At 65.9% G+C, this 12,810-nt stretch carries 15 protein-coding genes; 5 read left to right on the forward strand and 10 right to left on the reverse strand.

The window, feature by feature from the left end:
- The first annotated feature begins 84 nt into the window (after positions 1-84).
- Positions 85-549 carry a MarR family winged helix-turn-helix transcriptional regulator gene (locus KS03_RS22405; RefSeq protein ID WP_012735117.1) on the forward strand — a complete coding sequence of 155 codons (465 nt, stop codon included), beginning with the start codon at positions 85-87 and terminating at the stop codon, positions 547-549.
- Positions 550-579: 30 nt separating this feature from the next.
- Here KS03_RS22405 and KS03_RS22410 read toward each other — a convergent pair whose 3' ends face one another.
- The 8 genes from KS03_RS22410 to KS03_RS22445 form a co-directional block, all read right to left on the reverse strand.
- Complete coding sequence (locus KS03_RS22410; protein ID WP_012735118.1) at positions 580-1,392, reverse strand: inositol monophosphatase family protein; 813 nt, start codon at positions 1,390-1,392, stop codon at positions 580-582.
- A 75-nt stretch (positions 1,393-1,467) separates the two neighbouring features.
- Complete coding sequence (locus KS03_RS22415) at positions 1,468-1,728, reverse strand: Rieske (2Fe-2S) protein (RefSeq protein WP_012735119.1); 261 nt, start codon at positions 1,726-1,728, stop codon at positions 1,468-1,470.
- A gap of 178 nt (positions 1,729-1,906) precedes the next feature.
- Complete coding sequence (locus KS03_RS22420; protein WP_012735120.1) at positions 1,907-2,740, reverse strand: iron-containing redox enzyme family protein; 834 nt, start codon at positions 2,738-2,740, stop codon at positions 1,907-1,909.
- Positions 2,737-3,543, reverse strand: coding sequence for a dihydrodipicolinate synthase family protein (locus KS03_RS22425; protein ID WP_012735121.1), 807 nt, complete (start codon positions 3,541-3,543; stop codon positions 2,737-2,739). The genes KS03_RS22420 and KS03_RS22425 overlap by 4 nt, the downstream gene beginning before the upstream one ends.
- Positions 3,533-4,048, reverse strand: a complete 516-nt coding sequence (locus KS03_RS22430; protein ID WP_012735122.1) for a DUF6190 family protein — start codon at positions 4,046-4,048, stop codon at positions 3,533-3,535. Before KS03_RS22430 ends, KS03_RS22425 begins: the two co-directional genes overlap by 11 nt.
- Positions 4,041-5,234 carry a pyridoxal phosphate-dependent aminotransferase gene (locus KS03_RS22435; RefSeq protein WP_012735123.1) on the reverse strand — a complete coding sequence of 398 codons (1,194 nt, stop codon included), beginning with the start codon at positions 5,232-5,234 and terminating at the stop codon, positions 4,041-4,043. Before KS03_RS22435 ends, KS03_RS22430 begins: the two co-directional genes overlap by 8 nt.
- Positions 5,235-5,682: 448 nt before the next feature.
- Entirely contained in the window at positions 5,683-6,159 is a 477-nt protein-coding gene (locus KS03_RS22440) for a cupin domain-containing protein (protein ID WP_012735124.1), read from the reverse strand.
- A gap of 30 nt (positions 6,160-6,189) precedes the next feature.
- Positions 6,190-7,227: an aromatic ring-hydroxylating dioxygenase subunit alpha gene (locus KS03_RS22445; RefSeq protein WP_012735125.1), complete on the reverse strand. Its 1,038-nt coding sequence runs from the start codon at positions 7,225-7,227 to the stop codon at positions 6,190-6,192.
- Between the two features lie 688 nt (positions 7,228-7,915).
- On the opposite strand from KS03_RS22445, the gene KS03_RS31625 reads away from it, so the two are divergent.
- Both KS03_RS31625 and KS03_RS22455 read left to right on the forward strand, forming a co-directional pair.
- Positions 7,916-8,230 (forward strand): hypothetical protein, encoded by a 315-nt coding sequence (locus KS03_RS31625; RefSeq protein ID WP_124836717.1) that lies wholly within the window; start codon positions 7,916-7,918, stop codon positions 8,228-8,230.
- 496 nt (positions 8,231-8,726) lie between these two features.
- Positions 8,727-9,452 carry a LuxR family transcriptional regulator gene (locus KS03_RS22455; protein WP_012735126.1) on the forward strand — a complete coding sequence of 242 codons (726 nt, stop codon included), beginning with the start codon at positions 8,727-8,729 and terminating at the stop codon, positions 9,450-9,452.
- A gap of 25 nt (positions 9,453-9,477) precedes the next feature.
- Here the strand turns inward: KS03_RS22455 and KS03_RS22460 are convergent, their stop codons facing one another.
- Both KS03_RS22460 and KS03_RS22465 read right to left on the reverse strand, forming a co-directional pair.
- Positions 9,478-10,590, reverse strand: a complete 1,113-nt coding sequence (locus KS03_RS22460; RefSeq protein WP_012735127.1) for a transketolase-like TK C-terminal-containing protein — start codon at positions 10,588-10,590, stop codon at positions 9,478-9,480.
- Between the two features lie 79 nt (positions 10,591-10,669).
- Positions 10,670-11,296 carry a glutathione S-transferase family protein gene (locus KS03_RS22465; protein ID WP_012735128.1) on the reverse strand — a complete coding sequence of 209 codons (627 nt, stop codon included), beginning with the start codon at positions 11,294-11,296 and terminating at the stop codon, positions 10,670-10,672.
- Between the two features lie 360 nt (positions 11,297-11,656).
- Between KS03_RS22465 and KS03_RS22470 the strand changes: the two genes are divergently transcribed.
- Positions 11,657-12,208: a glycoside hydrolase family 108 protein gene (locus KS03_RS22470; protein WP_012735129.1), complete on the forward strand. Its 552-nt coding sequence runs from the start codon at positions 11,657-11,659 to the stop codon at positions 12,206-12,208.
- On the forward strand, positions 12,205-12,804 hold the full coding sequence (locus KS03_RS22475; RefSeq protein WP_012735130.1) for a hypothetical protein: 600 nt from the start codon (positions 12,205-12,207) through the stop codon (positions 12,802-12,804). The genes KS03_RS22470 and KS03_RS22475 overlap by 4 nt, the downstream gene beginning before the upstream one ends.
- Positions 12,805-12,810 lie beyond the last annotated feature (6 nt).

Consider the following 12,810-nt stretch of genomic DNA (forward strand, 5'->3'; position numbering starts at 1 on the left):
GATATGAGTTGCAATTGCAACGAGAGCGATTGTATCGGCATAGAGTAGAATTGCAACTACAATCGAATTGCGAGGAGTCCCGCCGTGCCCACCCATGAGCCTGATCTCTGGTTCTCGTTTGTCCGGACCCATCGGCGGCTGATTCGTGAGATCGAGCGCCGCCTGGCCGAAGCGAAGCTGCCCGCCTATGCCTGGTACGACGTTCTCTGGGGCATCGAGAGCAGCCCCGAAGGCTCGCGTCGCATGCATGAACTGGCCGATTCGCTGGCCGTCGAACGCTACAACCTGACCCGCCTCGTCGATCGCCTCGAGGCAGAGGGGCTCGTCACCCGCACGCGCTCGGCCGACGACGGCCGCGCGGCCTTCGTGGCGATCACGAAGGAGGGACGCGTGCTGCGCAAGAAGATGTGGAAGATCTACGAGGCGACCGTCGCCGAGCTGTTCGTGTCGCAATTCGATGCCGAGCAGCGCCGGCAGTTCGCGAGCGCGCTCGACCGCGCCGCGCATGCGGCACGCGAGGCCTATTCCTCGAAGGGCGCCGCCGCCTGAGGCGGCGGGGGCGGCAGGCGATCGGCGCCGTCAGCCGCCGATCGCCTGCCGGATGTGGCCCGACAGTTCGGCCACATGCTGCGAGGCGCCGATGATGAAGCCGCGCTCGGCGCCGTCGCGCGAGAAGCGCACCACCTTGCCGCCGAGCGCGGGGATGATGACCTGCGCGGCCGACACGCCGGTGCTGGCGCCGTCCAACGACACGGTGCCGCCGAACCTGCCGGTGGCGATCTTGATCATGTCGATCACCGGCGACCAGGTGGTGAGCAGCCGCTTCGAGTGCAGCTCGACGATTTCCCGGATCCGCCGCGCGAGCGGGTCGTCGCACCCCGCGTGGCCCTGCATCCAGCCGATGGTCGAGTGCTTGAGGGACTGGCCGCCGGACAGCTCGCGCAGCGGAACGTGATTGTGGAAGATCGGTCCGTTGCGAATCCCGTGGACCATCTCGTCCTGGTAGGCGTCGTAGAGGATCGCGGCGACCGGCTCGCCGAGATAGCAGAGCGTGAGCGTGACGCCGAACAGCGGGATCGCCGATACGTAGTTATGCGTACCGTCCAGCGGATCGACGATCCAGCTCCAGTCGGCGGTCCCTCCCGATACCGCCGACTTCGCCGAATGGATCGGGTGGGAGCCGTCGATGCAGCGGATGCCCTTGATGATCAGCTTTTCGCAGGCGAGGTTGACCTCGTCCACGATGCAGCCGAAGTCCGCCTGCTCCGACACGCGCACGTCCGTGAAGAACCGGCGCTTGGCGAGCTTGCCGGCATCCTGGACTGGCCGCAGCATCGCCTCGATGTATTGCTGCGCCTCGTCGTGCGGGAATTTCGGATTTATGTTTGCCATAACAAAATTCCTTGTCCTGATGGGTACACGGCGACGGCGCCGCGGCGTGCGAGATCCGGCGCGCGATCGGCGGGCCTATTTGGCGAGCGTCGCGTCCTTGCGTTCATGCACCACGATCACGAGGTCGCCGCAGGACGGCCCGCTCAGCCGTTCGCCCGTCTCGAGGCTGAACTGCGAGAAATGCAGCGGACAGGCGATGGTCTTCTTCTGCCGGTTGATCACGCCGTGCGTGAGCCAGCCGTGGCGATGCGGGCAGTGCTTCGGGATCGTCACGTCGACGTCGTCGAGGTGGATCGTGAAGGTCTCGTTTTCTTCGTAGTCGTCGAGGTTGTTCATGTGCGTTGGTGGCGCGCGCGGCGCGGCGCGTGCGCGAGGGTTCGCGCGCGCCGCTCCGGCGGCCGCTTCTCCGGAGTGGATGGTGACGAAGGCGCCCGGCCGGCGCCGCCTGCTCAGGCGGCGGCCGCCCGAGCGCGGCGCGGCCCGCCGTGCCGCGAGGGTGGGGCGGGCGTACCGCTCACGAATACTCGCGGGCGTAGTGCCGGGCCTTGCTGACGGCCGCCTCGAATGCCTGGGTGGTGATTTCCCGGCCGAAGCACACGCCCTGCCACGCCTTCGCGCAGTCGAGCTGCCCCGACTTGTCCATCGCGCGCAGCAGGCGGTGGCCTTCGATGGCATGGAACACGTCGATGTGAACGTGCTCGCTGTAGTAGTGGTGCGCGCTCACCCCGAGCCGCTCGCAGGCACGCGTGTAGCAGAGGAAGAACAAGGGGATGATGCTCTCGAAGTAGGTGATGACGCCGGCGAAGTAGGACGGATCGTCGGCGCGCACCGTCAGCCAGTAGAACATGTTGACGAACGCGAACGCGGCCGGCGAGACGTTGTCGATGTAATAGTTCAGGTCGCTCGGCAGCCCCAGCTCCTCCAGCAGCTTGATGTAGAGCGCGGTATGCGAGCGCTGCAGGTTGCCCGAGCCGAACTCGTCGACGAGCATTCGCAGCACCGGCATCTGCGCTTCCAGCGAGAGCCGCGGCATCAGGTAGTAGAACACCTGGGCCTCGGTCAGGCCGTCGGCGGCGAACTCCTGGACCAGGATCCGGAATTCCTCGAGCGACATCTGCTCGGCCACGTAGCGCACGCTCTCGGCGTCGTCCTCCTCGTCCTGCTTGATCAGCGCGGCTAGCCGCTGCTTGAGCTCGTCGAGATCGACCGGCAGGTCGCAAGGCGAGACCCGGCTGATCGTCGAGCTGGTCCAGTCCCGCTCGAAGGCGAGCAGCCGGTCCTCGACCGGGGTGAGGCGCTTGGTTTGCGCGCGGTTGGCGATGTACAACGCCCTTTGTAGTTCGCTCATGACAGATTGACCTCCACAGCCACGGTTTGACTCGACGCGAGAATGCCGCGCTCGGTCAGTTCCTCTTTGATGTGCCGGTACCAGTCGTCCTGGTCCAGCCCGAATCTCACCGTCAGCTCGCCGATGAATTTGCGCAGCGCCGGGTCCGACGAGCGCGTCGCGAGCCGGCACACGGCCGGTTCGAGATTGGCGAGCGAGACGGTCTGGCCGTCCGATTCCAGGCCGTTGCAAAGCCAGTGCTCCCAGCCCAGGTAGTAGGCCAGCCCCGCGCCGCGCAGGCGGTCGATGTCGGCCTGGCTGCGCAGCTCGGGCGGCGAGTCCTTGATGCCGGCCACGCGCGGCAGCCGAGCGATCTCGAGCAGGGTCTCGAGCGTCGCCGTGTTCTGCGACAGCGAGCTTTCGTTGTAGATGTACAGCTTCAGGTCGGTCGCGTCGTGGACGGCGGTGAAGTGCGCGACCATGTCGGCCTGCGTCACCTGCTTGCCGAACGGCGTCGGGAACATCACGGCCCGCGCGCCGAGCGCCTGTGCCTTGACGGCGTAGCGCGTCACCTCGGCGGTGGTCGCCCGCTCGATGCCGGCGATCACGCGCGGGCCGCCGGCCACGGCGAGCGTGGCGCGCAGCATCGCCTCCCAGCGGGTTTCGTCGAGCAGCCAGCCCTCGCCCGAAGTCAGGCAGGCGATGAAGCCGGTGGCGTGGCGCGCGGTGTTCGCGATCAGCCGCGCCACGCCGGCCGGGCACACGTCGCCCTGCTCCGTGAGCGGCGTGACGAGCGGCACGTAGAGCGCGGAATCAGTTGACATGAAACCACTCCTCGCCGGTCAGCACGAACGCCTTCGAGCGGTGATAGAGGTTCTCGAGCTCGGTCGGGAAGCTGCCCGCGGCCGACGACTCGTCGAACGAACCGAGGTGGTCGGCCAGGCAGGGCAGGCTGCGCAGCGCCGGATCGTGGGTGTAGAGCTTGGCCTCGGCGGCCATCACCTGCGCGGCCAGCAGTTTCTGCTCGGCACGCAGGTGCGCGAGCCGCGCATCCGAATACGCGGTCTGCAGATGGCGCGTCTCGTAGCCCTGCCGCACGAACGTCATGTCGGTGTGCAGCACGTCCATGAACGGATAGTAATCGTCCTGGGTCTCGCGCGGCTGCCGCCAGATGACCGAGTCGCAGATGCCGATCTGCTCGAAGTTCATCCTGGCCCCTATCGTGTAGTGGCCATGGAAGAAGTTCAGCGAACGCGTGCGGATCACCCGGTCGCCATGATGCATGCCGAGGAACAGCGAAGCATCGATGAACGGCATGGCGTTACGCATGATAGCTCTCCAGTGCCGCCTTCATCGCGCCCATCGCCTGGCGGAAGAGCTCGGGGTCGCGCGCGAGCGCGATGCGCACGAAGCGCTGGCCGCGTTCCGGATGCTTCCAGTAGAAGTACTTGCCCGGCAGCACATAGACGTTCGACTTCAGCAGATGCGCATGCAGCTCGTCCGCCGAGACGCGCTCGTCGACGATGCGGAACCAGCCCACGCTCGTTTCCACCTTCGGCTCGCAGTAGGACAGGATGTTGCCGTCCAGGTGGCGGATCGCGCTCGCGCGGTTGATCGCCAGCACTTCGCGCACCGAGCGGAAGCCATCGTTGACGCTGTCCTTGATGTATTGCGTGACGACGTTGAGGATGAAGGGCGAGACGTTCAGCAGCACGCTCGTGACAATGCTGTAGAGGTCGGCGTTGAGGTCGCGGCTCGCGGTGACGGTCGCGCACTTGGCGTCCTGCAGCGGCCAGGTCTTGCCGGTGTCCTCCATCGCGATGTAGCTCACGCCGGCATCCTCCATGATCGCGTAGGCGTCGATGCGCTCGCGCCCGGAGGTCAGGATGAAGGCCGAGAAGCAGAAATCGAGGATCAGGATCTTGCCGTGGTCCTTGCAGTAGCGGACCACTTCCTTGAACGGCTCGGCGCCGTCGGCGAACAGGCTCGCGCCGGTCGGATTGTTCGGGTCGACGAGGAAGATCGCGTCGACCTGCGCGCCGTGCTTCTGCAGGTTGGCGTAGATCCGCTCGGGCTGCTCGAACAGCGATTCGTCGAGCGCCGACATCGGGACTTCCATGTGCTTGAGCAGGTCGTGCAGGTTGTCGAAGCACGGCTCGATCAGGCCCACGCGCAGATTGCGCCGGCGCAGGAAGGTGGCCGTGATGTGCATCGCGATCGAGGCGGCATAGACCAGGTAGATCTCGTCCCTGCGCTCCAGCGCGCGGTGCTGGCCGTGCAGCCGATAGAACGCCTCGATGAAGGCCTGCTCGGCCTGGTGCTGCGTTTCCGAGGCGGCCTTGTACCAGAGATACGGCAGGCTCTCGACGATACCCTTCTGCGACGGGCTCTGGCCCTGGTGGGTATGGGCGTCGGCCAGGTTGAAGCGGGTCTTCAGCGCCGAAATCTCGTGCTGCGTGATGTCTTCCTTGGCCAGGGTGTCGGTATCGGCGATGTGTTCGGTAAGGACGTCCATGATCTCAGTCTCTCAGGTGTCCAGCGTGGCCCCGCGGGGCACGCTGTCTTGTCAAAGGGCGGGCACGTCGGCTGGCCGGGCGGTGGCCCGGCGAATGGCCCTTGCTCGGGGCGGGGCCGCGTGTCTCGTCACGGCGTGGCGATATGAGGCTTGCTCGACGCTGGGCCAGGGTCGCGATTCGGGCGCCCGTCACGCGGTAACGCGCGGCGGGCCTGCTGCAAGGGCCGCCGGGCACGCCGGCGCGGCGCGGGGCGAACATGCCGCCGGGCCGTGAGGCCGACGGCTGACGCCGATATGATGTGAGCGTATTGGAGCGACTTCGTCTTTCAAGCATGCCGTCCTCGCAATGCTGGCCATGGGTACAACCGTGCTCTTGACGTGGCACGTCGGCTTTCGTGGAGCCGGTGCACGGCTCCCGTGATGCGCTTCTCGGTGATGCCGGCCGGCTTCAGGCCGCCTTGTCTTCCCACGGCGCGTGGGAGGTATAGGAGATGCCGTACTTCACGCTGAGGTCGCCGAGGTTGGTCAGATCGATGTCGGTGCCCATCGTCGAGAGCACCTCGACGAATTCGTCGAAGCCGCCCGGCAGATAGGTGTTGATCGTCTTGCTGACGGTGTCGCCGGCGTTGTAGAACGAGTGCGGGACGTTGCGGGGCAGCAGCACCGTGTCGCCGGGCTCGGCGATCAGGGTTTGCTTGTCGCACCAGATCTGGTACTTGCCCTCGACGATGTAGAACATCTCGTCCTCGTTCTTGTGAAGGTGGAACGGGACGCCGTAGCCGGGCGGCACGCATTCCTCGAAGATGGCGAAGCGGCCGCCGGTGGCCTTGCGGCTCATGCGGATGGTGATGTCGACCGTGTCCAGGACGCGGATGACCTTGTTTTCCTGTTTGGGCGAAACGACGATCTTGCCGAAAGCGCTCATGGTTGCATGTCTCCAGATTGCAGGGGTGAATTAACGCTCGGTTACATCTAGAACCTCGAGCCACTGGGCCGGGGCTTTAGTGTCGAATTGCTCGAAAATGTCGTTGATCTTTCGTCTCATCTTGATCCCCGGCATGTCCGATGCCATGTGAAACTCTTCATTCAGCGTCAGCGGCGTGTCCCAGTCGGTCGTCTCCAGGATCACGCGATCCTCGTTGGTGACCGCGCGGTCCCACGCCACGATGTCGTCCAGGTCCGGATTGCGGTCGGCGTCGTTGCGGAACGCGAACTGGACGAACAGCGACTGGCGGTCGTTGATCGGCGTGGCCCAGGTGATGATGGTGTGCACCAGGCCGTTGGGGTACTGGATGCGCATCCGGCGGCCGAACGGGGCGAACCAGTTGTGCTCCATGTAGCGCGTGGTCTGCTCGCTGCCGATCCCCAGGTTGTCCTTCTGCAGGCCCGGGTTGTTCACGAGCACGTCGCTGTACATGTTGAAACCCGTCTCGGTGTCCTCGTAGCGCGCGGGCGCCGGCTCCGGCATCTCGGCCAGCCCGAAGGTCTTGCGATGGACGAACGCGAAATGGGAGTTGTCGAGCCCGTTCTCGAGGATCCGCAGGCCGCTGCAGTTCCACACCTCCATGAATTCGTGGATCCGGTAGAAGCCGGCATCGGCGGCCTCGGGAAAATCGGGGATGTCGTGGATCGGCTCGTCGAGCGCGACCCAGATGTAGCCGTATTTCGTCTTGCAGCGGTAATGGTCGACGACGATCTTCTCCGACGGCTTCTTCTGCGGCATCTGCGGAATCCGCACGCAGGCGCCGACGCCGTTGTAGGTCCAGCCGTGGTACGGGCACACCAGCTTGCCCTGATCGACCCAGCCGCCCGACAGCCGGGCCGAGCGATGCGGGCACTTGTCCTTGACCACGCCGAATTCGTTTTCGCCGGTCCGCCAGAGCGCCAGCGCCTCGCCGAGCAGGGTCACGGCCAGCGGGGCGTCCGTCACGTCCACCGCACGGGCCACCGGATACCAGAAACGGCGCAGTGAGTTGTGTTGTGTCGTCAGCATATCGATCCAGGTATGAGCGCGCTCCCTTGAACGCAGGAGACGTTGAACGGTTTCCAACGGGTTGCGATGCGGCCGCCCTCTGCCGCCGCATCGCCGAGTGCCGCCTGTCCGCGGGCCGGCGGACCGTGCCCGCCCGGGCGATCGAGCGACACCGTCCGGGCGCTGGCCGGCTGCCGGCGAGGGCGGGTGTTCCTGGGGTGGCTCATGCGGCTGTCTCGCTCAGGTTGACGGTGGGGCATCTGCGGGCAGATACGGCGAAAGCGCTGCGCATCGGTCACGGGCCGCGCGCCTGCCGGATCGACCGGCGCGGCGTGGCGAATCCCGTTCCCGAAACCGGTATTTTGTGATTCCGGCTTCGTCATTTATTACGTGAATTTCGAACTCGATATCCTCTTGCTTTTCCCGATTCGGGAAAGTGTCTCGCTGTCGTAATTTTCAGTAGCCGAGTTTTCAAACTCCGGCTTTCGGAAGGTTTGAGTAGCCTGCTCTGAGTTGAATTTTTAAAAAACTGTACCTAGGTGCAGGTGCGAATTTTCGATGACGATCGGCAGTTTTGGTGAAATGCGTGAGAGTCCGATGAATCAAGGGTTTGCCGGGGATGTTGTGGCGCATCAACCGAGTGCTATATAACAATATGAAATGAATTACGTAATGCAAGTGAGTTGCCCGGCGGGCTATTGAAATGGGCTTGGCAATGCATTTCGTTTTGTCGGGATACGTAGTATTGCGTAATTCGCCGCGCCTCGGCGCCACGGATTATCGATTCGGGTGCCGAGAATCGCTGCGCATTGGTATTTCGGAGTGGCGCCCCGATTTACTCGCGGCGTGGCGCGTGGCGCGTGGCGGACCGCCGTCATGGTGGACGCGACGCCTGGCGGTCCCGTGGCCGGGATTGCCGGAATTCAAGACGGCGCAATATGAATCACAAAATGATTTATGTGCCGGTGCCGTCGATTCGCCGGCCACCGGCTCGCCGTCATGGAATTTGCATGCGCCGATTTGAATGCGCCGGGTAATCCCCGGTAACCGATTTCCACGGTCGACAATTTAAGCGAAACCACCGAAAATCCCGACGGCATGGGATACTCAGCAATTAGAAATCCATTGCGCCGAAGCGGGCCGGCATCGGGCCGCCAGACGGCGGCCGGTTCGCGCGGCATTCGCACCGGCCGGCCGCCGGCGCGTGAATCAGGGGCCAATCAGGCGGCCCTTATGCCGAGGCGCCGCTTTCGGCATGGCAAGAACCTATTAGACAAGACAGGAGACAGCAGTCCATGCAGCCATTCTCCGCCATTGCGAGCGCGAGGCAGGTTGTCGAGTCGCAGAGCCCCGGGTCGTTCGCGATCCGCATGGCGCGGCCGCCGGGGCGTGCCTCACGCGCGGGGCCGGGCGGCACCGGCCCATGGCACGCGCGCCCGGTGCGCGCCGGCCGCGGGCGGGAGCCCATGACGGCGGGCGCCGCCGCGCTCGCGGCCGGCTTGCCCGCGCGGGAGTAAGACATGACGGGCGGTGAAACCAGCAAGGCGTCGCCGTCGATTCGGCTGGGCGAAGACCCCAGCCTGGCCGTGCTGATCGAGCATCTGCCGGCCGAGATCGATTGCCCGTTCGCCTATGTCATGATCGACAAGAATTCGCTGGAGCTTGGATGCTTCCTTTCGAGTTATCCGATCCGCTTGCAGCAGGAATATCGGCGCCGTGCATTGCACCGCGTCGATCCGGTGGTCCTGCATGCGATCCAGAGCGTCGCGCCGTTTTCGTGGGCCGAGGCATTCAGGCAGCAGCGCGTGCCCGATCCATCGGAATTCGATGCGCTGCGCCGCGAATTCGGGCTTCACGACGGCTACGTGTTCACGGTCCACGATCCGTACCAGTACGTGGGCATGCTCAGCTTTTTCAATCGCGGCGGGCGGCCCGAGTTCCGGGCCGAGATCGAGCGCGTGAAGGGTGCGATGCAGCTCGCGCTGGTGCTGTTTCACAGCAGGATCAATGCGAAGCCGCCCGACTCCCGGCACCGCGTCGAGTCGCTGACGCTGCGCGAGCGCACCGTTCTCAAATGGGCCGCCATGGGCAAGTCGTACAGCGAGATCGCCGATATTTGCGGGATTCGCGAGCGCACGGTCAAGTACCACATGGCGAACGTCGTGCAGAAGCTCGACGTGTCCACCGCCAAGCAGGCCGTGATCGTCGCGTCGAGGCTCGGGCTGGCCGCGTTGAGCGAGGGCTGACGCGGCCGGGCGGGGCGCCGTGCATTCACGCGCAGGCGCCGCCGTCGGGCCGCGCTTGGCGCGGGACGAGTTCGCCGAGCCCGTAGCGGTCGAGGGCCCGCGCCAGGTCGGCGCCGGCGAGCTGCCCTTGCCGGGCGAGCGCATCGAGGGCGCGGTAGGCGATCCAGCGCCGGTCCGGACACTGGTTCGGCGCGAACGTGTCGGCGCCGATCGCGCTGAACGGCGCGTCGAGATAGGGGCCCAGCTGGGCGGCGACGAACTCGGCGTAGGCCGTCACGGCGAGGACCGGCTGCCGGCTGCGGTTCAGGCAGGCATGCAGGTGCGAGGTTCGGCGCGCACAGCTGCCGAGGCTGGCGTTCCAGCGCTGCGCGTCGGCCGAGTCGCGCGCGAGCCGGGTGTAGCTCGGACAGCTCCACACCTCGCTGTCGACGCCCCAGTCGTCCTTGAGCAACTGCGCCGCAGCACGCACCTCGCGCAGCACCAGCCCGGCGCCGAGCAGCCGGATCTGCGGCTGGGACGCCTTCGGCTCCGACAGGCGATACATGCCGAGATAGGCCTGGGTCCGGTCGCAGCGCAGCGCCTCGATGGGCTCGCCGTGCAGTGTCAGATAGCAGAAGCCGGGCTCGCCCTTCATGTAGAGATCGTGCAGCGCGCCGGCCACGATCGCCTTGACCTCCTCGCCGCAGGCCGGATCGAACGGCATGCACTGGCGGTTCGAGGCGAGCCAGAGCGGCAGCCACGGGTGCGCGCCCTTGGCCCAGCGCGACGGCGACGATTCGATGTCGTTGAGGATGATGCCGCGCTCCGCGGTCTGGGCGGTGAGCATCGAGAGATGGCGCGAGGTGGGGGACTGCGTGAGGTAGAACAGCGGGCGCTCGTCGTTGCGCGCTCGCTCGCTGATCCACAGCGGCCAGGCACCGATCGCCGCGTTGCGCTGCTGCTGCTCGGCACGATCGTCGACGAACCAGAACTGGCCGTCGACCGTGGCGTCCTGATGCAGGTCGCGGATCAGCGCCGACACGGTGAGCAGGGGCGAATCGTGTTCGCCTGCGTCGCCGCGGGTGTCCTCGATGCAGCGGATGCAGGCTTGCGCGGCATGCTCCGTGTGTCGGGTGCGTTTGAGAAGCATCGTGTCCATGCTGAAGCCTCGGATGGCGGTGCTGCGTGGGTCGGGCGCGGCGGCGACGCGAGCGGCTCGCGCCGCGCGGGTGCCGCCCTTATCCGGCCTTCACGGCGGCCAGCCCGTCGCGCACCGCGGGCCGCTTTTCGAGCGCGTCGAGCCACCGCTGTACGTGGGAATATGGCGTGGGATCGATGCCGAGTTCGTCGTAGGTGCGCAGCCACGGAAACGCGGCGATGTCGGCGATCGTGTACTGATTGCCGGCAAGATAGGGAAAGGCGCCGAGCTGGCGGTCCACCACGCCGTACAGCCGGTGCGTTTCGTTGTGGTAGCGATGGATGGCCTCGGTGTTGCCCGTCTTCGAGCCGTGCGTGAACCACCACAGCTGGCCGAGCATCGGGCCGATCGCGCCCATCTGGAACTGCAGCCACTGGTTGATGACGGCCTGCTCGCGATAGTCCTTCGGCCACAGCAGGCCGTGCTTCGAGGCGAGATAGGTCAGGATCGCGCCGGATTCCCACAGCGTCACGCCGGCCTCGTGGTCGACGATGACGGGAATTTTCCCGTTGGGGTTGAGCTTGAGGAAGGCCGGCTCGCGCTGCTCGCCTTTCGACAGATTCAGATTCACCTGTTCGTAGCTGAGCTTGGCTTCGCACAGGAAGATGCTTATCTTCTGCCCGTTCGGCGTATCCGCCGTATAGAAGGTGAGACTGTTGGAGGTCATGGTGGCGCGTGCCCGCAGGTTGAACAGAGTTCCCGGTACGATTGCAAATGCAATCGTACCGGGAAGCTCACCGGCACGCAAGCGCGCGAGGCCGCGCCGGGATGGCGCGCCAAACCATCGGTTTCGCGGCATCGCCGAGCGCGTTCGTGGGTGCTTCGCGTCGCGATTTGCATCGGATTGTCCGCGCCTGCCGTGCGCGCTCCCGCTAAGCTGGGGTCATCCCGTCGTCGTCGAGGCGGCGTGCGCGGCAGCGCCGCGAACGCGTTCGGCCGGACGGGAAACATCAACGATCCGCTACAGCGAGGCCACCATGAATCATTACGTCATGCTTAGGAAGTCAATCGGATTCGGAGGGAAGCTATGAGCAAGGTTCCCGACGATTACATCAACGACGTGATCGCGCGCGAGGGCGGCTACGTCAACAATCCAGACGACCGCGGCGGCGAGACGAACTTCGGCATCACGGCGGCCACGGCGCGCGCGTTCGGCTACCAGGGCGCGATGCGGGACCTGCCGCGCGAGCTGGCCGCGCAGATCTATCGGCAGAACTACTGGACGGCGCCGCATTTCGACCAGATCGCCGCGCTCGACGAGACGCTGGCGGCCAAGCTGCTCGACATCGGCGTCAACATGGGGCCGGCCACCGGGGTGAAGTTCATGCAGCGCGCGCTGAACGTGCTGAACGTGCCGAACCAGCCGGCCGTGACGGTCGACGGCCAGGTCGGGCCGGCCACCGTGGCGCTGCTGCGCGCCTTCTATGCGCAGCGCGGCAGCGCGGGCCAGCCGGTGCTGAAGGGCATGGTCGCCGCGCAGCAGTCGGTGCGCTACATCGAGCTGGCGGAGCAGAACGCCAGCCAGAAGACCTTCGAGTACGGTTGGCAGCTGAATCGGGCATTGGGAGGAACGGCATGAGCACCTGGGGCGATGTGGCAGCGGAAGTCTCGAAGGTCGCGCCGATCCTCGGCAACGCGGTGCCCGGCGTGGGCACGCTGGTCGGCTCCGGGGTGGGGCTCGCCGCGTCGGTGATCGCCAAGGCGCTCGGCACCGATCCGTCGCCCGACAGCGTGATGGGCGCGCTGGTGAACGATCCCGAGGCCGCCGGCAAGCTGAAGCAGGCGGAGATGGATCACGAGCGCGATCTCGCGCAAATCGCCGCGCAGCGCGAGCAGACCGAACTGTCGGCGCGCACGGCGCTGTACAGCGCCGAGGCCGCCGACCGCGACAGCGCGCGCAAGCTGGCCGCCAAGCAGCCGGGCGACTGGGTGCGCCCAACCATCACGTTCGGGCTGCTGTTCGGCGCGATCGCGATTCTGGTGTTCGTGTTCCACGGCAATGCGTCGCTCCTGAAGGACGCCACCACCAGCCTGACGGTGGGCACGGTGATCGGCTACTGGTTCAACGAGCTGAAGCAGACGCTGTCGTTCTGGTTCGGCACGACCAGCGACGCGACGGCGACCAATGCCAAGGTCGCGGACTTCGCGGTGTCGCCGGGCGCGACAGGCAAGTAGCGGGCG

Origin of the sequence: Burkholderia glumae LMG 2196 = ATCC 33617 (assembly GCF_000960995.1) — a bacterium.
GTDB lineage: Bacteria > Pseudomonadota > Gammaproteobacteria > Burkholderiales > Burkholderiaceae > Burkholderia > Burkholderia glumae.